Annotated in this window: 16 protein-coding genes; 13 read left to right on the plus strand and 3 right to left on the minus strand. The window is 73.3% G+C overall.

What is annotated here, in order from left to right:
- Positions 1–7 precede the first annotated feature (7 nt).
- Positions 8–1,531, plus strand: a complete 1,524-nt coding sequence (locus tag ACWEQG_RS23290; protein WP_452287653.1) for a hypothetical protein — start codon at positions 8–10, stop codon at positions 1,529–1,531.
- Here ACWEQG_RS23290 and ACWEQG_RS23295 read toward each other — a convergent pair.
- Positions 1,440–2,372: a 3-oxoacyl-ACP reductase gene (locus ACWEQG_RS23295; RefSeq protein WP_452287655.1), complete on the minus strand. Its 933-nt coding sequence runs from the start codon at positions 2,370–2,372 to the stop codon at positions 1,440–1,442. The two genes, ACWEQG_RS23290 and ACWEQG_RS23295, sit on opposite strands and share 92 nt — an antisense overlap.
- Positions 2,373–2,624: 252 nt before the next feature.
- On the opposite strand from ACWEQG_RS23295, the gene ACWEQG_RS23300 reads away from it, so the two are divergent.
- The 4 genes from ACWEQG_RS23300 (at position 2,625) to ACWEQG_RS23315 (ending at position 6,504) form a co-directional block, all read left to right on the plus strand.
- Positions 2,625–3,809 (plus strand): steroid 3-ketoacyl-CoA thiolase, encoded by a 1,185-nt coding sequence (locus ACWEQG_RS23300; RefSeq protein WP_452287657.1) that lies wholly within the window; start codon positions 2,625–2,627, stop codon positions 3,807–3,809.
- A gap of 114 nt (positions 3,810–3,923) precedes the next feature.
- Positions 3,924–4,091, plus strand: coding sequence for a hypothetical protein (locus ACWEQG_RS23305; protein ID WP_452287659.1), 168 nt, complete (start codon positions 3,924–3,926; stop codon positions 4,089–4,091).
- The gene (locus ACWEQG_RS23310) at positions 4,088–4,717 is read left to right on the plus strand and encodes a PaaI family thioesterase (protein WP_452287661.1); all 630 of its coding nucleotides are present in this window, start codon (positions 4,088–4,090) and stop codon (positions 4,715–4,717) included. Before ACWEQG_RS23305 ends, ACWEQG_RS23310 begins: the two co-directional genes overlap by 4 nt.
- Before the next feature lie 164 nt (positions 4,718–4,881).
- On the plus strand, positions 4,882–6,504 hold the full coding sequence (locus ACWEQG_RS23315; RefSeq protein ID WP_452287662.1) for a beta-1,3-glucanase family protein: 1,623 nt from the start codon (positions 4,882–4,884) through the stop codon (positions 6,502–6,504).
- A gap of 70 nt (positions 6,505–6,574) precedes the next feature.
- Here ACWEQG_RS23315 and ACWEQG_RS23320 read toward each other — a convergent pair whose 3' ends face one another.
- Both ACWEQG_RS23320 and ACWEQG_RS23325 read right to left on the minus strand, forming a co-directional pair.
- A complete protein-coding gene (locus ACWEQG_RS23320; protein ID WP_452287664.1) occupies positions 6,575–8,230 on the minus strand; it encodes a class I adenylate-forming enzyme family protein in 1,656 nt (551 codons plus the stop codon).
- A gap of 174 nt (positions 8,231–8,404) precedes the next feature.
- The gene (locus ACWEQG_RS23325) at positions 8,405–9,814 is read right to left on the minus strand and encodes an aminotransferase-like domain-containing protein (protein ID WP_452287666.1); all 1,410 of its coding nucleotides are present in this window, start codon (positions 9,812–9,814) and stop codon (positions 8,405–8,407) included.
- A gap of 117 nt (positions 9,815–9,931) precedes the next feature.
- Between ACWEQG_RS23325 and ACWEQG_RS23330 the strand changes: the two genes are divergently transcribed.
- From ACWEQG_RS23330 to ACWEQG_RS23365, 8 genes are all read left to right on the plus strand, one after another.
- A complete protein-coding gene (locus ACWEQG_RS23330) occupies positions 9,932–11,191 on the plus strand; it encodes a Tm-1-like ATP-binding domain-containing protein (protein ID WP_452287668.1) in 1,260 nt (419 codons plus the stop codon).
- A 1-nt stretch (position 11,192) separates the two neighbouring features.
- Positions 11,193–12,020 (plus strand): phosphoenolpyruvate hydrolase family protein, encoded by an 828-nt coding sequence (locus ACWEQG_RS23335; RefSeq protein WP_452287670.1) that lies wholly within the window; start codon positions 11,193–11,195, stop codon positions 12,018–12,020.
- Between the two features lie 162 nt (positions 12,021–12,182).
- A complete protein-coding gene (locus ACWEQG_RS23340) occupies positions 12,183–12,944 on the plus strand; it encodes an SDR family NAD(P)-dependent oxidoreductase (RefSeq protein ID WP_452287672.1) in 762 nt (253 codons plus the stop codon).
- Between the two features lie 634 nt (positions 12,945–13,578).
- A complete protein-coding gene (locus ACWEQG_RS23345) occupies positions 13,579–14,739 on the plus strand; it encodes an acyl-CoA dehydrogenase family protein (RefSeq protein ID WP_452287675.1) in 1,161 nt (386 codons plus the stop codon).
- Positions 14,740–14,752: 13 nt separating this feature from the next.
- Positions 14,753–15,667 carry an FAS1-like dehydratase domain-containing protein gene (locus tag ACWEQG_RS23350; protein ID WP_452287677.1) on the plus strand — a complete coding sequence of 305 codons (915 nt, stop codon included), beginning with the start codon at positions 14,753–14,755 and terminating at the stop codon, positions 15,665–15,667.
- On the plus strand, positions 15,667–16,776 hold the full coding sequence (locus ACWEQG_RS23355) for an acyl-CoA dehydrogenase family protein (protein ID WP_452287679.1): 1,110 nt from the start codon (positions 15,667–15,669) through the stop codon (positions 16,774–16,776). The genes ACWEQG_RS23350 and ACWEQG_RS23355 overlap by 1 nt, the downstream gene beginning before the upstream one ends.
- Positions 16,773–17,198: a MaoC family dehydratase gene (locus ACWEQG_RS23360; protein ID WP_452287681.1), complete on the plus strand. Its 426-nt coding sequence runs from the start codon at positions 16,773–16,775 to the stop codon at positions 17,196–17,198. Before ACWEQG_RS23355 ends, ACWEQG_RS23360 begins: the two co-directional genes overlap by 4 nt.
- Positions 17,195–18,394, plus strand: a complete 1,200-nt coding sequence (locus ACWEQG_RS23365) for a lipid-transfer protein (protein ID WP_452287683.1) — start codon at positions 17,195–17,197, stop codon at positions 18,392–18,394. The genes ACWEQG_RS23360 and ACWEQG_RS23365 overlap by 4 nt, the downstream gene beginning before the upstream one ends.
- The last annotated feature ends 23 nt before the right edge of the window (positions 18,395–18,417 follow it).

An 18,417-nucleotide genomic window follows, 5' to 3' on the forward strand; every position in this document is an offset into this window, starting at 1 on the left:
TGCAGGCGTGGCGTTGGAGATCCTCACGTTCCTTTTCGCGGGATTCGGGCTCGGCTCGGCGGTGCTCGCGGCGCGCTCGGTCCCGTCCGTCCCCGGTGCGCTCGTACGACGGCGTCCCCTGATCTGGGGATCGGCGCTCCTCGTGAGCGGCTTCGCGATCATGGCCCTCGCCGCCTGGTCCACTCACGAAGACGTGCACTACGACGACTTCGGGTCGGCCATGACCCTGCTGGCGGCCATCACGGGCGGCGCCCTGCTCCTCCTCGGCCTGGGGCCCTTCCTGACGGTGCTGCTGGGGGTCGCCGGGCGATGGCCCATCCGGCCGCTGCCGATTCGCCACGCGGTCCGCGATCTCGCGCGTGACCGTGCCCGGACCGCTCCCGCGATCGTGACGACGACGGTCGCCACGGCCCTCGCGGTCACGGTGATCATCGTGGCCGCCGCCCATGCGGAGCACCGCAGGGCCGACTACGAACCCCAGGCGCGGCCCGGCGCACTCCTCGTGCGGTATTTCTCCGCGGCGGACGCGCCGGCCGTGCTCGCGGCCGTCCGGCGCGAGCTGCCGGGCGTTCCCGTCGTCCAGAGCTACCGCCAGCGGGAGATCCGGCCCTACCACCTGCACGCCGGCAGCGTGGATCTGCCGGAGCGGCACGGCGTCTTCACGTCGGGCGTCATCGGCGACCCCGCGCTGCTCCGCTACCTCACGGGAGACCCGTCGACGCCCTACGAGGAGAACACGGCCGTGGTGGTCACGGCCGACGACGTCGAGGTCGGCTCCGTGACGATCGAGTACGACCCCATCGGCCAGGGCGCCACGGCACCGGTGGTCAAGCAGATCCCCGCGATCGTCGCCAGGCCCGCCGGTCCTGCCGTGGAGGAGGTCTTCCTTCCGGCGCGGGTCTTCCGGGAACTCGGCCGGGACCTCGAGCCCGACGAACTGATCGTCGACCCCTCCGTCCACGGCACCTCGGAGATGGAGCGGCAGCGGCTGGACCGGCGGCTCGGCGACGTGGCGCAGACATACGTCGAACGGGGTACCAGCCTCCGTCCGACTGGTGGATCACCGTCGTGGTGGCGCTCGTCGTCGCGCTCGCTGGCGCGCTGGTCGCGGCCGGCCGGGGCGGCGGCTCGGCCGCGCGGCCGCGGTGGTCCGCTGCATGCCGTGCGGGACCGGCCGCCGCCATCGGCGCGGCGGTGGGTGCGGCCGCCGGATGCCTCATCGGCCTGCTCCTGGCGTGGCCGGTCACGACCTCGTCCGCGTGGGACCCGGCGCCCCGGGTGGGCTTCGCGACGCCGTGGCCGTCGATCGCCGCCCTGGTCGCGGGCCTGCCCGTTCTCGCCGCGGTCGTGGCCGCTTCAGCGCGTACGGTCGTACGGCCGGTTCGGCCCCGCACGCCGGCTCCCGTCTGAGCGGGCGGCATCGCGCGGTCCCGCGTTCCTCACGTCGCGCGCGCGACGTTCCGCACGCCGGTGGTGTCGAGCCGCGCGACAGAGTAGGCCGCGTAGGTCCGGTACGGGTCGCGCCCGCTGAAGTGCGGGGTGACCTGCGCGTCCAGCTCCTCGACGGAGAACACGCCGTCGCCGGCGGTGAACTTGCGCTCCACGGCCGGGGCCGCCATGAGCGCCACCATGTCGCCGTACACCACGAACACCTGGCCGTTGATCTCCTCGGAGGCGGGGGAGGCGAGGTAGCTGACGAACGTGGCCACCCGCTCGGGAGCGAGGACGTCCAGCCCGCCGACCTCGCCGCCGTCGCCGAACACGCCGGCCGTCATGCCCGTACGCGCCCGGGGGCAGATGACGTTGGCCCGCACGCCGTACCGGGACAGGCCCTGGGCGGTCGCGAGCGTCAGCGCGACGATGCCGGCCTTGGCGGCGGCGTAGTTCGGCTGGCCGGCCGGCCCGAACAGGAACGCCTCGGAGGAGGTGTTGACCACGCGGCCGTAGACCGGGCCGCCCGCGGCCTTGCTCGCGGCCCGCCAGTGGACGGCCGCGGCTCGCGACAACCCGGCGTGTCCCTTGAGGTGGACGCGGATGACCTCGTCCCAATCGGACTCGGTCAGGTTGAACAGCATCTTGTCGCGCAGCACGCCGGCGTTGTTCACCACGACGTCGAGGCCGCCGAAGGACTCCACAGCGGTCCGGACGAGGCGGTCGCCCATGGACCAGTCGCCGATGTCGCCGGTCACCGCGACGGCCTCGCGGCCGAGCGCCCTGATCTCCGCGGCGACGTCCTCGGCCGCCGGGCCGACGTCGTTGACGACGACGTTCGCACCGCGTCCGGCGAGGGCGAGGGCCTCGCTGCGGCCCAGGCCCGCCCCCGCGCCGGTGACGACGGCGGTCTTGTCTTCCAGGCTCGTGTTCGAGCTCATCCGCGCACTCCTGCCCGTTCGGTGATCACGGCCAAGGCTGGTACGTATTCCAGTTTTCGCACGATGGGCGGACTCTCTGCCGCGGGTGTCCACTCGGTGCCACAAGGATGGCTCCACGCAGCGCGGCGAGTGATCGGCGGCACCACTGAGCGGGACTGGGCCGTTGCCCCGAACGGAAATGATTTCTAGCCTCTCCCCATGACGCTGAACGTGGCATCGCCGTTCGAGCGTTCATCCACACGAGGAGGAACGATGGCTGAGGCCGTCACCGGGGCCGTCAACGGGGCTGTCATCGTCGACGCGGTGCGCACCCCGGTGGGCAAGCGCTACGGCGCCCTGTCCGGGCTGCATCCGGCCGAGCTGCTCGGCGCGGTCCACCGGGCTCTGATCGAGCGCAACGGCCTCGCCCCCGGCGCGGTCGACCAGGTCGTCGGCGGCTGCGTCACCCAGGCCGGGGAGCAGGCCAACAACGTCACCCGCCAGGCCTGGCTGCACGCGGGCCTGCCGTACACCACGGCCTGCACGTCGATCGACTGCGCCTGCGGCTCCGGCCAGCAGGCCGTGCACCTGGTCGCCGGGCTGATCGCGGCCGGTGCGATCGACATCGGCATCGGCTGCGGGGTCGAGTCGATGAGCCGGGTCTTCCTCGGCGCCGCGGTCACCCCGGACGCAGGCAGCCCGTTCCCGGCGTCCTGGGCGCTCGACATGCCCGACCAGTTCACCGCGGCCGAGCGGATCGCGCAGCGGCGCGGCATCACCCGCGAGGACGCCGACGTGCTCGGCCTGCGCTCCCAGCGGCGCGCCGCGCAGGCGTGGGCGGAGGGCAGGTTCGACGGCCAGGTCATCGCGGTCGAGGCGCCGGTGATGGGACCCGAGGGCCCGACGGGGGAGACCACCGTCGTCACCAGGGATCAGGGGCTGCGCGACACCAGCATGGAGGCGCTGGAGAGGTTGCGGCCGGTGATGCCGGGCGGCATCCACACCGCGGGCAACTCCTCGCAGATCAGCGATGGCGCGGCCGGCGTGCTGCTGATGAGCGCGGACCGGGCGCGCGCGCTCGGGCTGCGCCCGCGGGCGCGCATCGTCGCCTCCGGCATGGTCGGCTCCGACCCCTACTACCACCTCGACGGGCCGATCGACGCGACCCGGCATGTGCTGGACAAGGCGGGCATGAAGCTGTCCGACGTCGACCTCGTCGAGATCAACGAGGCGTTCGCCTCGGTCGTGCTCTCCTGGGCGCGGGTGCTCGACGCCGACATGGACAAGGTCAACGTGAACGGCGGCGCGATCGCGCTCGGGCACGCGGTCGGCTCGACCGGCTCCCGCCTGATCACCCAGGCGCTGTGCGAACTGGAGCGCACCGGAGGCTCGACGGCCCTCGTGACCATGTGCGCCGGCGGCGCGCACGCCACGGCCACCGTCATCGAACGGATCTGAACCACGTGTCGATCGGACTGACCGACGAGCAGGGGGCGACCTGCGCGACGCCGTACGCGCCTTCGCCACGCGGCACGTCACGTCCGCCGTGGTGCGGCGTCCTCCGGGGGCGAGGTGACCGGGCTGACCGGGCTGTCGGTACGCTTCGCCGGGGTGCTGTTCCCCGGTGAGACGATCCGGACCAGCGTGTGGCGTGAGGACGACCGGCTGGTGTTCCGGTCCACCTGCCCGGAGCGCGGCGACGCCGCCGTGCTCACCCACGCGACAGCGGAGATTTCATGACGGAGACGCGGATCGACCGCACCGAGCTGACGGCGACCCCGAACAACGAGGGAGTGGACGCGGCGGTCGCCGCGGCCCGCCGCGTGATCGACGCGCTGCTGCACTCCGGCGACTTGTCGGCGGTCGAGATGACCCAGGTCGCCGAGCAGCTGAACGCCGTGGCCGACCACCTGCAGGCGCACGCCCCCACGGTGAGCGAGCGCATGGTCGACATGTGGCGGGGGGAGGGTGTGACCCGGCACGACCCGGTGACGGGGCCGGAGAACGCGATCGCCCCGCCGCTGCGCCTGTATGGCAAGGAGGACGGCTCGATCGAGGGCACGGTCGTGCTGGGCATGCCGTACCAGGGACCTCCCGGCTGCGTGCACGGCGGTGTGTCGGCGCTGCTGCTCGACCACACGCTGGGAGTCGCGAACGCCTGGGCGGGGACCTCGGGGATGACGGGCACGCTGACGCTGCGCTACCACCGGGTCACCCCGCTGTTCGAGCCGCTGACCGTGACCGGGCGGCAGACCTCGGTGGACGGGCGCAAGATCCACGCCACGGGGTCGATCAGCGCGGGCGGGCGGTTGTGCGTCAGCGCCGAGGGCCTGTTCATCGACAAGCAGCTCGACCGGCCCCGCTGACCGCGTCGCGCGAGGAAACGCTCTCTCGCGCGACTTCGGCTCCTCGCCGCGGTGGATGAGGTGTCAGCAGGTATTGACGAGCGGTCAGTTAACAGTAAAGTTACTTTCCTGAGAGCGCTCTCATGGCTTGTCTTCGCACCCCCCAGAGGAGCCGGGAGATGCACATGTCGTTGCGGAGATGGCGGCGAGCTCTGCTCGCCGTCGTCCTGCTGACCCAGGCGGTGGTCCTCGCCGCCGGGCAGCGGGCGGCGGACGCCGCCGTCACGCGGTTGCCATTCACGATCACCAACAACTCCGGCCGGGGCGACGCGACGTACGTCTACGTCGTCGCCCGCAACTCGGTCACCGGCCAGCAGGGATACGTGGACGCCTCGGGAACGTGGCGCGCGTACTCCTTCCCGTCGTCGATTCCCAACGGTCCCGTCCCCGCGCCGGACATCTCGATCCCCGGGCCGGGCGACGGCGCCAGCACGACCATCACACTGCCGCCGAACCTGTCCGGCGGCCGCGTCTACCTGTCCATGGGCGCGAAGCTGCGGTTCTTCCTGACCACGAACGGACTGGTCGAGCCCGCGCCCTGGGTCGACAGCGACCCGAACGCCGGCATCCTCTACGACTGGACGGAGTTCGCCCGGACGAGCAACGGCGGCACGGGCATCTTCATCAACTCGACCACGGTCGACATGTTCAGCATCCCGGTGACGGTCAGCGTCACCGGCGCCTCGGGCGGCACCCAGACGCAGGGCATCGCCGGCAACCGCGCCGGCATACTCGGCGCGTTCGCCGGCCTGGGGTCGCCGTGGTCGGCCCTGACGACGACGAGGGCCTCCGACGGCCTCCCGCTGCGCGTGCTCGCGCCCGTGCACGCCATCGCCAAGGGCCTGTTCCCCTCGACGTACCTCGACTCCTACGTGAACGGGGTCTGGTCCTACTACGCGACGCGTCCGCTGACCGTGCAGACGTCGCTGGGCACCTTCACCGGCACCACCAGCGGCACGAACTGGACGTTCAGGAACGCGTCCGGCGCTGTCATCGGCACGCTCACCAGACCGGCCACGAGTGACGTCTTCGCGTGCTCCGGCGGCATGCAACCGCCGAACCAGCCCGACCAGGCGGCCATCCTCGCGGTCGGCGCGCGGGTGTGCGCGGCGCTCAACCGCGCGACGCTCTCGACGGCCGGCCGGGTCATGTACGACACCCAGCCGACGACGGACGCGACGAGGTTCTACGGGCAGTCCGCGTCGAACCTGTTCAGCAAGACGATCCACGACAACTCGCTGAACGGCCTGGCCTACGGCTTCTCCTACGACGACGTCGGCGGGTTCGCCCCGACGATCGACCAGCCCAACCCGTCGTCGGCCGGGATGACGATCGGGAGCTTCGGCGGGGGTACGGGCGGCCCGGGCGGCGCGAACATCATCGGCCCCGGCGGCAAGTGCGTCGACGTGGCGGGCGACGACACGGGCGGCAACGGCACGGCGGTCCAGTTGTGGGACTGCCAGTCCTATGCGAAGGACCAGTTCTGGACCTGGAGCGGGCAGACGCTGCGCACCCTCGGCCGCTGCCTCGACGTGCAGTCCGGCGGCACCGCCAACGGCACCCCGCTGCAGCTTTACGACTGCAACAACACCGGCGCGCAGAACTGGGTGCGGCTGTCCGACGGGTCGATCCGGAACCCCCAGTCGGGCCGGTGCGTCGACTCGCCCGGCGGCGCGACCGGCAACGGCACCCGCCTGCAGATCTACGACTGCAACGGCACCGCGGCACAGCGCTTCGTCATGCGGTGAGACACCAGAGGTGACAGACCGGCCCGGCGGCGCGCCCTCGCACCGCCGGGCCGGTCGTCCGCCTCGCGGCTCAGGAGCCGGGGATGCCGAGCTCGCGCCCGACCTCCTGGCGGAGCACCTTGCCGGTGGCGTTGCGGGGCAGCGCCTCGGTCGTGATCCGCCACCGCGACGGCACCTTGAAGTAGGCGAGCCGGTCCCGCACATGCGCCCGCAGGTCGTCCTCGCCCACGTCCTGCCCGGCCGTCGTGACGACCACGGCCACGACCTCCTGGCCGAGGTCGGAGTGCGGGGCGCCGAGCACGACGCACTCCACCACCGCCGGGTGCTCGGCCAGCGCGTTCTCGATCTCGGCGGGGTAGACGTTCTCCCCGCCCCGGATGATCAGGTCGGAGCGGCGGGTGCTCAGGCGCAGCCGCCCGTCCTCGATCACCCCGAGGTCGCCGGTGTGCAGCCAGCGGTCCTCCCGGATGGCCTGCGCGGTCGCCTCCGGATCACGCCAGTAGCCGAGCATGTTGAACGGGCTGCGGGCGCAGACCTCGCCCTCCTCGCCCTCCGGCAGCGCCTTGCCCTCGGGGTCGCGGATCTCCAGCCGCACGGTCGCGATCGGACGGCCCAGCGTGCCGGGCGCCTCCCGCAGGTCCGCCGGGGTGGCGACGGTGATCGCGGTGGACGACTCGGTCAGGCCGTAGCTGTCCACCAGGGACCGCCGGGCGACCGGCAACGCCCGGCGCAGCCGCTCCTGGAACGCGGGGGACGACGGCGCCGAGGCCAGCGCGAAGGCGGTCAGCGACGACAGGTCGTAGCCCGACAGGTCGCCGTGCTCGATCAGCCGGTTGGCCATCGTCGGCACCGCGCCCCAGTTGGTGACCCGCTCCCGCTCGATGAGCCGCAGCACCCGGTCGACGTCGAACGAACCCAGGTGCATCACGACGGCGCTGCCGGTCGCGAGGCGGGGCACCGCGAGGTTGTGCAGGCTCGCGATGTGGAACAACGGCAGCACCAGCAGGTAGCGCCGGTCCGCCGGATCCGTGGGGTCGCCGAACGCCCGGCCGAGCGCGTCGTTCATCCGGTGGTACTCCACGACCGACGTGAGGTTGCGGTGCGTGTGGACCGCGCCCTTGGGACGGCCCGAGGTGCCGCTCGTGTAGATGATGACCGCCGGGTCGTCCTCGGCGGCGGCGTGCGGGGACAGCGGAGCGCCCGCGTACCGCTCGGCCAGCCGGGGGAGGTCCTCCTCCAGGGTCAGGACCGTCGTCCCCGCCGGGGCGAGCGCGGCCCGCCTGGCATCGGCGATCAGCACCTTCGGCCCGGTGTGGCCGAGGGCGTACTCGACCTCCCCGCGTGACCACCACGCGTTGTACGCGACCGCGATGGCCCCGGCGGCCACGGCCGCCCAGAACGCGACGATCCAGCCCGGGCAGTTGGCCGCGTTGATCGCGATCCGGTCGCCGGGGCGCACGCCGTGCTCCTCGCGCAGCGCGGCGGCGAGCGCGGCCGCCCGGCGCGCGTGCTCGGCGAAGCTCAGCCGCTCGTCCGCCGTCACGATGTAGTCGCGGTCGCCGTACGCCGCCGAGGCGGCGAGCACCTCGCCGAGGTCGCGGTGCCGGTTCTTGAAGACCGTCATGCGCGTGCCGAGGACCTCCTCCTCGGCGAGCTCGAACGCCCCGCCGGGGCCGGTCAGCCCGGCCGGAACCGCCGCCGCCGCGAGCCTCGGATCTGTCGACATGCCCATCAGCTCCCCTTCACAGGCCGGGATGCACCGCGAGCCGGAGTCAGTCCGTGGCGGAAATTCTGGGTAAAGGCCGGGCGCGGCACGCCGGGACTCCCGGTCACCGGGACGGGCGAGCGTCGTCCCGCGGCGCGTGGAGAACCTCCGCCGGCATCGACCCGGCGGCAGCCGTCATCGGAGGAGTTCGACCGCCTGCGCGAACTGGTCCACGGGCCGCCAGAACGGCAGCCGGAGCCGGGAACGCTGCGCGTTCGCGGGGGAGAAGGCCGGGCCGGCGGTGACCAGCACGCCCTTCTCGCGGGCGCGTCCCGCCAGGGCGACGGCGTCGGTTCCGGTGTCGACCCACAGCGCCGTTCCGCCGTGCGGCGGCGTCCACCGCCACGCCGGGCGGAGTTCGGCCAGGACCGCCGCCGCGTCGGCGAGATGGGCCCGCAGCCGTCGCGTACGCTCCCGCCTGGCCCGGTCCGCCTGCCCCAGGAGTTCGGCGGTCACCATCTGGTCGATCACCGGAGCGGCCAGGTCCAGCGCCGCCTTGGCCTGCGTCAACCGCGTGATCAGCGGACGTTCCGCACGTATCCACCCGACCCGCAACCCGCCCCAGAGCAGCTTGGACGCCGTGCCGATCCGGATCACCAGGCCGGGGTTCGCGGGGCCGGGCAGCGGTGGCCGCACCCCGCGGTCGTCGAGCACGAGGTCGGCGCAGGACCGGTCCTCGATCGTCAGCACGCCGTGCCTGCCGACGATCTCGCTGAGCCGTTCCCTCCCGGCCGCCGGCAGGCTGATCCCCGTGGGGTTGTGCGCCGCGGGCTGGCAGTAGAGCAGGGCGGCCCGATGGGCGACCCGGTCGAGATGGTCGAGGTCGAGGCCGTCCTCCCGTACGGGCACCCCCGTCAGCCGCGCCCCGGCCGTACGGAACGCCTCGATCGCACCGCGGTAGCCCGGCTCCTCGACCAGGACCTCGTCTCCCGGCGCGACCAGGGACGACGCGCACAACCAGACGGCCTGCTGGGAGCCGGACGTGACGAGGATCTGATCCGGGTCCGTCGGCAGTCCCCGCGCGCCGTACTGCTCGGCCACGACCGCGCGGAGACGGGGCAGCCCCGCCGCGTAGTAGCCGTCGTCGGCGAGGTAGACGTCGAGCTCGCGCAGGTCGACCGCGGACACGGCGTCCCGCACCAGCGACAGGGCGGGCAGGGCGCCGCTGGACAGGTCCAGCTCGACGAGCCGGCGGGCGCGGCCGAAGGACGCCAGCCGTCCCTCGACGACATGATCGGCTCCCGCGCTCGCACTCGCACTCGCGCCCCGGGCGCGCCGCACGCGCGACCCGGACCCCTGCCGGGACGTCAGCCGCCCCCGCGCGGCCAGCTCCGCGTACGCCTCGGCGACGGTCGCGCGGGACACCCCGAGCGCGGCGGCCAGCGCGCGCTGCGGCGGCAGCGCGGCCCCCTCGACCAGCACGTTCCCGGCGATCAGCTCGTCGAGCGCGCCGGCGAGCGCGTGCGGCAGCGGCACGTCCTCCGCCCGCCACCCGCCGATCAGGCGGGCCAGCGCGGCGCTGTCCACGGGTTCCGCGCGTGCCATCCCACCAGCTCCCGACTGCGTACGAGTAGACCAATTCTGCGTGATTGGCCTGGCCGATTCGGCCACGGCCGGACATCGTCGACCGTACGCGCAGGTCGATGACGACAGGAGGTCGCGGTGGCGACGGTAGTGCTGCTGGGAACACTGGACACCAAGGCCGAGGAGTACCGCTGGGTCCGCGACGAGCTGCGCGAGGCGGGCTGCGAGGTGCTCCTGGTCGACGTCGGCACCTTCGCCCACGGGGCGGACCTCGCCGGCATCGGCGCGGACGAGGTGGCCCGGGCGGCGGGCGTCGAGCTCGACCGGCTCCGCGCCGCCCGCGACCGCGGCGCCGCGATGGACGCGATGGCGACCGGCGCCGCCGTGATCGTCCGGCGGCTGTTCGAGGAGGGCCGCCTCGACGGGCTGCTCGCGATCGGCGGCTCCGGCGGCTCGTCGGTCGCCGCCCGGGCGCTCCAGGCGCTGCCCGTCGGAGTGCCCAAGCTGCTGGTCTCGACCATGGCCTCGGGCGACGTCCGCCCCTACGTCGGGGACGCCGACGTCACCCTCATGTACTCCGTCGTGGACATCTCCGGCATCAACCGGCTCTCGCGGGCGGTTCTGGGCAACGCCGCGGCCGCCGTGGCCGGCATGGCCCAGCGGTACGCGCGGGTCCGCGGCGAGACCGGCACGAAGAGCGGCACCGACAGCGGTGACGAGCGGAAGCTGATCGGGGCCACGATGTTCGGGCTCACCACGCCCGCCGTCGACGAGGCCCGCGACCATCTGACCGGCCTCGGCTACGAGGTGCTGGTCTTCCACGCCACGGGGTCCGGCGGGCGGGCCATGGAGGCCCTCGCCGCGTCCGGCATGCTCGACGGCGTCCTCGACCTGACCACCACCGAGCTGGCGGACGACCTGGTCGGCGGCGTCCTCACCGCCGGCCCCGAACGGCTGGAGGCGGCCGGGCGGGCCGGCATCCCGCAGGTGGTCAGCGTCGGCGCGCTCGACATGGTGAACTTCGGGCCCCGGGACACGGTCCCGGACAGGTTCGCGGACCGGAGGTTCCTGGTGCACAACCCCACGGTCACCCTCATGCGGACGACCCGCGAGGAGATGGCGGCGCTGGGGGCCAGGATCGGCGACAAGCTCAGCCGCGCCACCGGGCCCGTGGAGGTCTACCTGCCGACGAAGGGCGTCTCCGGGATCGACGTCGAAGGCGGCCCCTTCGCCGACCCCGACGCCGACGCCGCCTGCTTCACCGCGTTGCGGGACGCCCTGAAGGACACCGGCGTCCCCGTCCACGACGTGGACGCCGCCATCAACGATCCGGGCTTCGGCCGTGCCGCGGCCGAAGCCCTGCACCGCCTCATCAGCGCACGCCGGACTGGAGATTGACATGAACCGCGAGACAGCTCTCGAACGCCTGCGCGCCGCCGCCGAGGCCGGCCGGCCCATCATCGGAGCGGGCGCCGGCACCGGCCTGTCGGCGAAGGCCGCCGAGGCCGGCGGCGTCGACCTGCTGATCATCTACAACTCGGGCCGCTACCGCATGGCCGGCCGGGGATCGCTCGCCGGGCTGCTCCCGTACGGCGACGCCAACGCGATCGTCGTCGACATGGCCAGGGAAGTCCTCCCGGTCGTGCGCGACACCCCCGTGCTGGCCGGGGTCTGCGGCACCGACCCCTTCCGCCTCATGGGTCCCTTCCTCGACGAGCTGAAGGCGATGGGCTTCGCCGGCGTGCAGAACTTCCCCACGGTGGGCCTGTACGACGGCAAGTTCCGGCAGAACCTCGAGGAGACCGGGATGGGATACCGGCTCGAGGTGGACATGATCCGCGAAGCGCGCCGGCGCGATCTGCTCACCGCCCCGTACGTCTTCGACGCCGAGCAGGCGGCGGCGATGGCCGAAGCCGGAGCCGACGTGCTCGTGCCCCACGTCGGGCTGACCACGAGCGGCAGCATCGGCGCGGAGACCGCCCTCACGCTCGAAGAGGCCGCCGCCGCGGTGCAGGAGATGCGCGACGCCGCCGTCGCGGTGAACCCGGGCGTCATCGTCCTGTGCCACGGCGGCCCCATCGCCGAACCGGACGACGCGCAGTTCGTCCTCGACCACACGGACGGGATCGCCGGCTTCTTCGGGGCCTCGTCCATGGAACGCCTCCCCACGGAGAAGGCGATCGCCGCCCAGGCGACCCGTTTCAAGAGCCTCCGCCTCGGGGGGTGAGACCGCCGCCGGCCTGCGCGGCGGCGCACTTCCCGGTGACCGGGACCGGTGCACGCCGCAGCCGCGCGGCGGTGAAGGCTGGTTCCCGGTGAGCGGGACCGCCCACTTCCGTGCCGCGTCCCAGCACCATTTCGGTCCAACACACGGCGGAACGGAAGACGCATGGGAAGCCTGGACGGAAAAGTCGCGATCGTCACGGGAGCCGGTCAAGGCGTCGGCCAGGGCATCGCGCTGGCCCTCGCCGCGGAAGGCGCGTCCGTGGCGGTGCTCGGCCGCACGGTGGCGAAGCTGGAGGCGACCTGCGGGCTGATCCGAGAGCGCGGCGGGACGGCGGAGCCGTTCGCGTGCGACGTGACCGAGACCGAGACGATCCCCGCGGTGGTCGAGGCCGTCGTGACCCGGTTCGGCGGCGTGGACATCCTCGTCAACAACGCCTACACGGGCGCGTACGGCACGCTGCTGTCGATGAGCGACGCGGCCTTCCAGACGGGCTTCCGCAGCGGCCCGTTCGCCGCCTTCGCGTTCATGAAGGCCTGTCATCCCCACATGAAGGCGCGTGGGGGCGGCAGCATCGTCAACCTCGTCACCTCGGCCATGGTCCGCTGGGACCCCTCCACGTACGGCGCGTACGCGGCGGCCAAGCAGGCGCTGCGCTCGCTGACCCGCACGGCGGCGGCCGAGTGGGGACCCGACGGCATCCGCGCCAACAACATCGCCCCGCACGCCCTGTCCCCGGGCCTGAAGCGGTGGACGGAGGCCTTTCCCGAGGAGGCGGAGGAGTTCCGCAAGACCATCCCCCTCGGCTACATCGGCGGCTGCGAGCAGGACATCGGCCGCGCCGTGGTCGCACTCGTGGGCCCGGACATGCGCTACCTGACCGGCGCGACGGTGCCCCTCGACGGCGGGCAGGCCTACTTCGGCTGAGCCGCCGCACCTCCCGCAGGGGGCAGGCCGCGTGAGCACGGACGCGTCGTCGCATCCGGCCGCCCCGGCGCGCGCGGCATGGTGCGCGTCATCGGCGCGCGGCGCCTGACCATCGCGTTCTTCCCGGTCAGCGGGATTCGCCGGATCGCCGGCGCGTCCCGCTGACTAACGTCTGGACAGCTCGAAGACCGGAGTGGAGGATCCCCGATGACTCAGGAAGCGCCCCGGACAGCGCCCCCGCCCCCGGAGGCCGGGCAGAACGCTCCGGACGTGCTCGCCCCGGCGAAGCTCGGGCCCGTGACCCCGCGCGACCGCGTCATCAAGGCGGCCACCTACGAGGGGCTGAGCCGCATGAGCCTGGTCACCGACGAGCTGATCGGGTTCCACGTACGGCACGCCCAGGGCGGCGTCGGCATGACCACCGCGGCCTACTGCGCGGTCGCACCGGAGGGCGTAAGGACCGGCGTCAGATCCAGTGGATCTCCGAGGCGCTGCCGGCCCAGCGGAAGGGCTAGCGGTGCGCCGGGAGACGATCGCCGATCGCAAGAAGGAGATGCGGATGAACGGCTGGCGGACTGGGGACCGGGTCTACCGCTGGACCGGCCGGGGCGGCCACGCGTGAAGGAGAGCGGACATGGACCTGCGTGAGAGTCCCGAGCAGCGCGAGCTGCGCCGGGAGCTGCGGGAGTATTTCGCGGGTCTGCTGCCCGAGGACGAGCGGCGCCGCGTCGGCGAGGAGGGCGTCGGCGGCGCCCGGTTCCGCGAGATCGTCAAGCGCCTTGGCGCCGACGGCCGGCTCGGCATCGGCTGGCCGGTCGAGTACGGCGGGCAGGGCCGCTCGATCGAGGACCAGTACGTGTTCTTCGACGAGGTCCAGAGGGCCGGGCTGCCGTTCCCGTTCGTCACCGTCAACACGGTCGGCCCCACGCTGATGAGCCACGGGTCGCCGGAGCAGAAGCGGCGCTACCTGCCCGGCATCCTGTCCGGCGACGTCGTCTTCGCGATCGGCTACACCGAGCCCGGCGCGGGCACCGACCTCGCCTCCCTCACGACCCGGGCGGTCCGGGACGGCGGCGAATGGGTGATCGACGGCAGCAAGATCTTCACCAGCGGCGCCAACACGGCCGACTACGTGTGGCTGGCCTGCCGTACGGACCCGGACGCGCCCAAGCACAAGGGCATCTCGATCCTTATCGTGCCGACGGACGCGCCCGGCTTCTCCTGGAGCCCGATCCAGGCGGTGGGCGGAATGGTCGTGACGGCCACCTACTACAGCGGCGTGCGGGTGCCGGCCGACGCGGTCGTCGGCGAGGTGAACGGCGGCTGGCGGCTCATCACCCACCAGCTCAACCACGAGCGGATCGGCCTGGCCGCGCTCGGCGGCCGGATGATCCAGCTCTGGGAGCAGGTCGCCGGCTGGGCGCGGGACAACGGCGCCATCGAGCTGCCGTGGGTCCAGCGGGACCTCGCCCGCACGTACGCGCGACTGGAGGCGATGCGGCTGATGAACTGGAAGATGACCGACGCGGTCGCGCGTGACGCGCTGTCGGGCGCGGACGCCGGGGCGGCCAAGGTCTACGGCACCGAGACCCACATCGACGTGCAGCGCACGCTGTCGGGCATCATCGGCGCGGGCGGCCGGATCCGCCCCGAGTCGCCGGGCGCCGTGCTCGCCGGGCAGATCGAGCAGCTCTCGCGGCAGGGCATCGTCAACACCTTCGGCGGCGGCGTGAACGAGGTCCTGCGGGACATGGTCGCCACCCAGGGCCTCGGCCTCCCTAGGGCTACTCGATGACCGGGGCGAGCCGATGACGGGCGAATACGAGGACTTCGCCGGACGGGAGATCGTCCCGCTGCGGGAGGGGCCCGACCCGGTGAACGTGCCCATGATCCGGCACTGGGCCGAGGCGATGGGCGACCGCAACCCGGTCCACCTCGACGACGCCGCCGCCCGCGCGACCGGCCGTCCCGGGATCGTCGCGCCCGCGTCGATGACGCAGGCGTGGACGATGCGGGGCTACGCCCCGGCTCCCGCTGCGGGCGGCACCGGAGCCGAGGAGCTGAACGCGCTGCTGGACAAGGACGGCTACACCTCGGTGGTGGCGACCGACTCGGAGTTCGAGTTCCACCGCGAGCTCGTGGCCGGCGACCGGGTGAGCGTCCGCGAGGTCGTGGAGTCGATCTCACCGGAGAAGAGCACGGCGCTGGGCGCCGGCCGGTTCGTGACCACGGTCCGCACCTACGTCGACCAGGACGGCGAGGTCGTCGCCGTGCAGCGCTGGCGCCTGCTCCGGTTCCGGCCGAAGAACCAGGCCCCGAAGGCGCTGCGGCCGCGGCCCGCGATCAACCGGGACAACGCGTTCTGGTTCGAGGCGGCGCGCGAGCACCGGCTGGTGATCCAGCGGTGCGGCGGCTGCGGCACCCTGCGTCACCCGCCCGGCCCGTGCTGTCCCCACTGCGGCTCGTTCGAGTGGGACGCCGCCGAGGCGTCCGGCCGAGGGCAGGTCTACAGCTTCGTGGTCAACCACCACCCCCGCCACCCGGCGTTCGAGTATCCGCTGATCGTCGCGGTCGTGGAGCTCGACGAGGGCACGCGGCTCGTCACCAACCTGGCCGGCGTCGCACCGGAGGAGGTCGAGATCGGCATGCCCGTCGTCCTCGGCTGGCTGGATGCCGATCCCGGCCTGTCACTTCCGGTGTTCCGCCCGCAGGAGAACGACTGATGGACTTCACACTGGACGAAGAGCTCGAAGCGGTCCGCGTCCTGGCGAACGAGATCTTCGCCGACCGCGCCACGACCGAGCGCGTACGCGCGGTGGAGGGCTCCCCGGCCCGCCTGGACGAGGAGCTGTGGGCGGAGCTGGGCAAGGCCGGCCTGCTCGGCATCGCGCTGCCGGAGGAGGCGGGCGGCGCCGGGCTCGGCCTGGGCGCGTTGTGCGTGCTGCTGGAGGAGCAGGGCCGTCACGTCGCCCCGGTGCCGCTCTGGCCGGCGGCCGTCGGCGCGCTCGCGGTCGCCGCGCACGGCACCCCCGGGCAGCGCGAAAGCCTCCTGCCCGGGGCGGCGGACGGCTCGTCCCGGCTCACCGTGGCACTGGAGGAGTTCGGCCCGGGCGACCCCGCCGAGCCGCGCTGCGCCGCCCGCCCGGATGGGGACCTCTGGCGGCTGAGCGGCGTCAAGGCGGTGGTCCCCTCGCCGTCCGGCGCGGGCCACGTGCTGGTCTCGGCGGCGGCCGAGGCGGGGCCGGGCCTGTTCCTGATGGCCGCGGACGCCGACGGCGTCTCCTGGGAGGCCGCCGAGACCACGACCCACGACCTCGCCGCCACGCTCACCCTGGACGGCGCGCCGGCGCAGGCGGCCGGCACGCCGGGCGACGGCGCCGTCGCGCGGACGATCGAGCGCGCGGCGGTCGCGCTGGCGGCCGTGCAACTCGGCGTCGCGCAGGGCGCGCTGCGGCACGCCGTGACCTATCTGTCCGAGCGCACGCAGTTCGGCCGTCCGCTCGGCACCTTCCAGGCGGTGCAGCACCAGCTCGCCGACTGCTACATCGACGTCGAGGCGATGCGCGTGTGCCTGTGGCAGGCCGTCACCCGCCTAGAAGAGGGCGGGGACGCCGCGGCGGCCGTGCTGGTCGCCAAGTGGTGGGCGGGGGACGCCGGGCTGACCGTGGCGCACCGGGTGCAGCACGTTCACGGCGGCATCGGGGTCGACGTCGACTATCCCGTGCACCGCCACTTCCTGTGGGCCAGGCAGATCTCCGGCACGCTGGGCGGGCCGAGCGCCGACCTCGCCAAGCTCGGCGCGGTCGTCGCCGCCGGAAGGACCGCCTCATGAACGGGCGGACGTACGACGAGGTGAGCGTGGGGGAGGAGCTGCCCGCGCTGCCGATCCCGCTGACCCGCACGCTCATCGTGGCGACCGCGATCGCGAGCCGCGACTACCAGGACGTCCACCACGACCCCGGCCTCGCGGTCGAGCGCGGGTCGAAGGACGTCTTCATGAACATCCTCACCACCAACGGCCTGGTGGACCGGTACGTGACCGAATGGGCGGGTCCGGCCGCCGTCGTCACGGCGATCAGGATCAGGCTCGGGGTGCCCAACTACCCCGGCGACACGATGACGCTGACCGGCACGGTGACCGCCAAGCACGACGAGGACCGCCGGGTCGAGATCGCCGTACGCGGCGAGAACGGCCTGGGCGCCCACGTCACCGGCACCGCCGTCGTACGGCTCCCGGCGAAGGGCGCGACATGACGGGGCTTTCCGGCGCCGCCGCGATCGCCGGCATCGGCGCCACCGAGTTCTCCAAGGACTCCGGCCGCAGCGAGCTGCGGCTCGCCTGCGAGGCGGTGCTCGCGGCCGTCGCCGACGCGGGGCTGAAGCCGTCCGACGTGGACGGGATGGTGACGTTCACCGCCGACACCAGCGCCGAGATCCACGTCGCCCGCAACACCGGCATGGGCGAGCTGACGTTCTTCTCCCGCGTCCCGCACGGCGGCGGCGCGGCCTGCGGCACCGTCCAGCAGGCCGCGATGGCCGTCGCGGCCGGCGTCGCCGAGGTGGTCGTCTGCTACCGGGCCTTCAACGAGCGGTCCGGTGTCCGCTACGGCCTCGGCCAGGCGGACCGCCCGATCGGGACCGCGCCTGACATCGGGGCCGACATCGGCGCCGACAGCGCCGCGTACGCCTGGCTGAACCCGTTCGGCCTGTCGACGCCCGCGCAGTGGGTGGCCATGTTCGCCCGCCGCTACATGCACGAGTACGGCGCGACCAGCGAGGACTTCGGCCGGGTGGCCGTGGTGGACAGGAAGCACGCCGCGACCAACCCGGCGGCCTGGTTCCATCAGCGGCCCATCACCCTGGAGGACCACCAGGCGTCGCGCTGGATCGCCGAGCCGCTGCGCCTGCTGGACTGCTGCCAGGAGACCGACGGCGGCCAGGCGCTGGTCGTGGTCTCGGCCGAGCGGGCGCGCGACCTGCCGCACCCGCCCGCCGTCGTCCTCGGCGCGGCCCAGGGATCCGGCGACGACCAGCACATGATGACCAGTTACTACCGTCCCCGCGTCACCGGCATCCCCGAGATGGGACTGGTCGGGCGGCAGCTGTACGCGCAGAGCGGCCTCGGCCCCGCCGACGTGGACGCGGCGATCCTGTACGACCACTTCACCCCGCTGGTGCTGCCGCAGCTGGAGGAGCTGGGCTTCTGCGCCCCCGGCGAAGCCAAGGACTTCGTCGCCGAGGGCAACCTGGAGCTCGGCGGGCGGCTGCCGTGCAACACCCACGGCGGCCAGCTCGGCGAGGCGTACCTGCACGGCATGAACGGCGTCGCCGAGGCCGTGCGGCTGGTGCGCGGCACCAGCGTCAACCAGCCGGAAGGAGTGCGCACCGTGATCGTGACGGCGGGCACCGGGGTGCCCACCAGCGGCCTCGTCCTCGGGGCGGACCGGTGAACGCGGGCCAGACGAACGCCGCC

This window comes from Microbispora sp. NPDC004025 (genome assembly GCF_053604425.1).

Bases quoted from the DNA above. Each gene is read 5' to 3' on its own strand.
- ACWEQG_RS23315 (WP_452287662.1), top strand. From the start codon at position 4,882: ATGTCGTTGCGGAGATGGCGGCGAGCTCTGCTCGCCGTCGTCCTGCTG.
- ACWEQG_RS23300 (WP_452287657.1), top strand. From the start codon at position 2,625: ATGGCTGAGGCCGTCACCGGGGCCGTCAACGGGGCTGTCATCGTCGAC.
- ACWEQG_RS23295 (WP_452287655.1), bottom strand. From the start codon at position 2,372: ATGAGCTCGAACACGAGCCTGGAAGACAAGACCGCCGTCGTCACCGGC.
- ACWEQG_RS23355 (WP_452287679.1), top strand. From the start codon at position 15,667: ATGGACTTCACACTGGACGAAGAGCTCGAAGCGGTCCGCGTCCTGGCG.
- ACWEQG_RS23320 (WP_452287664.1), bottom strand. From the start codon at position 8,230: ATGTCGACAGATCCGAGGCTCGCGGCGGCGGCGGTTCCGGCCGGGCTG.
- ACWEQG_RS23335 (WP_452287670.1), top strand. From the start codon at position 11,193: ATGAACCGCGAGACAGCTCTCGAACGCCTGCGCGCCGCCGCCGAGGCC.
- ACWEQG_RS23340 (WP_452287672.1), top strand. From the start codon at position 12,183: ATGGGAAGCCTGGACGGAAAAGTCGCGATCGTCACGGGAGCCGGTCAA.
- ACWEQG_RS23345 (WP_452287675.1), top strand. From the start codon at position 13,579: ATGGACCTGCGTGAGAGTCCCGAGCAGCGCGAGCTGCGCCGGGAGCTG.
- ACWEQG_RS23350 (WP_452287677.1), top strand. From the start codon at position 14,753: ATGACGGGCGAATACGAGGACTTCGCCGGACGGGAGATCGTCCCGCTG.
- ACWEQG_RS23360 (WP_452287681.1), top strand. From the start codon at position 16,773: ATGAACGGGCGGACGTACGACGAGGTGAGCGTGGGGGAGGAGCTGCCC.
- ACWEQG_RS23310 (WP_452287661.1), top strand. From the start codon at position 4,088: ATGACGGAGACGCGGATCGACCGCACCGAGCTGACGGCGACCCCGAAC.
- ACWEQG_RS23325 (WP_452287666.1), bottom strand. From the start codon at position 9,814: ATGGCACGCGCGGAACCCGTGGACAGCGCCGCGCTGGCCCGCCTGATC.
- ACWEQG_RS23365 (WP_452287683.1), top strand. From the start codon at position 17,195: ATGACGGGGCTTTCCGGCGCCGCCGCGATCGCCGGCATCGGCGCCACC.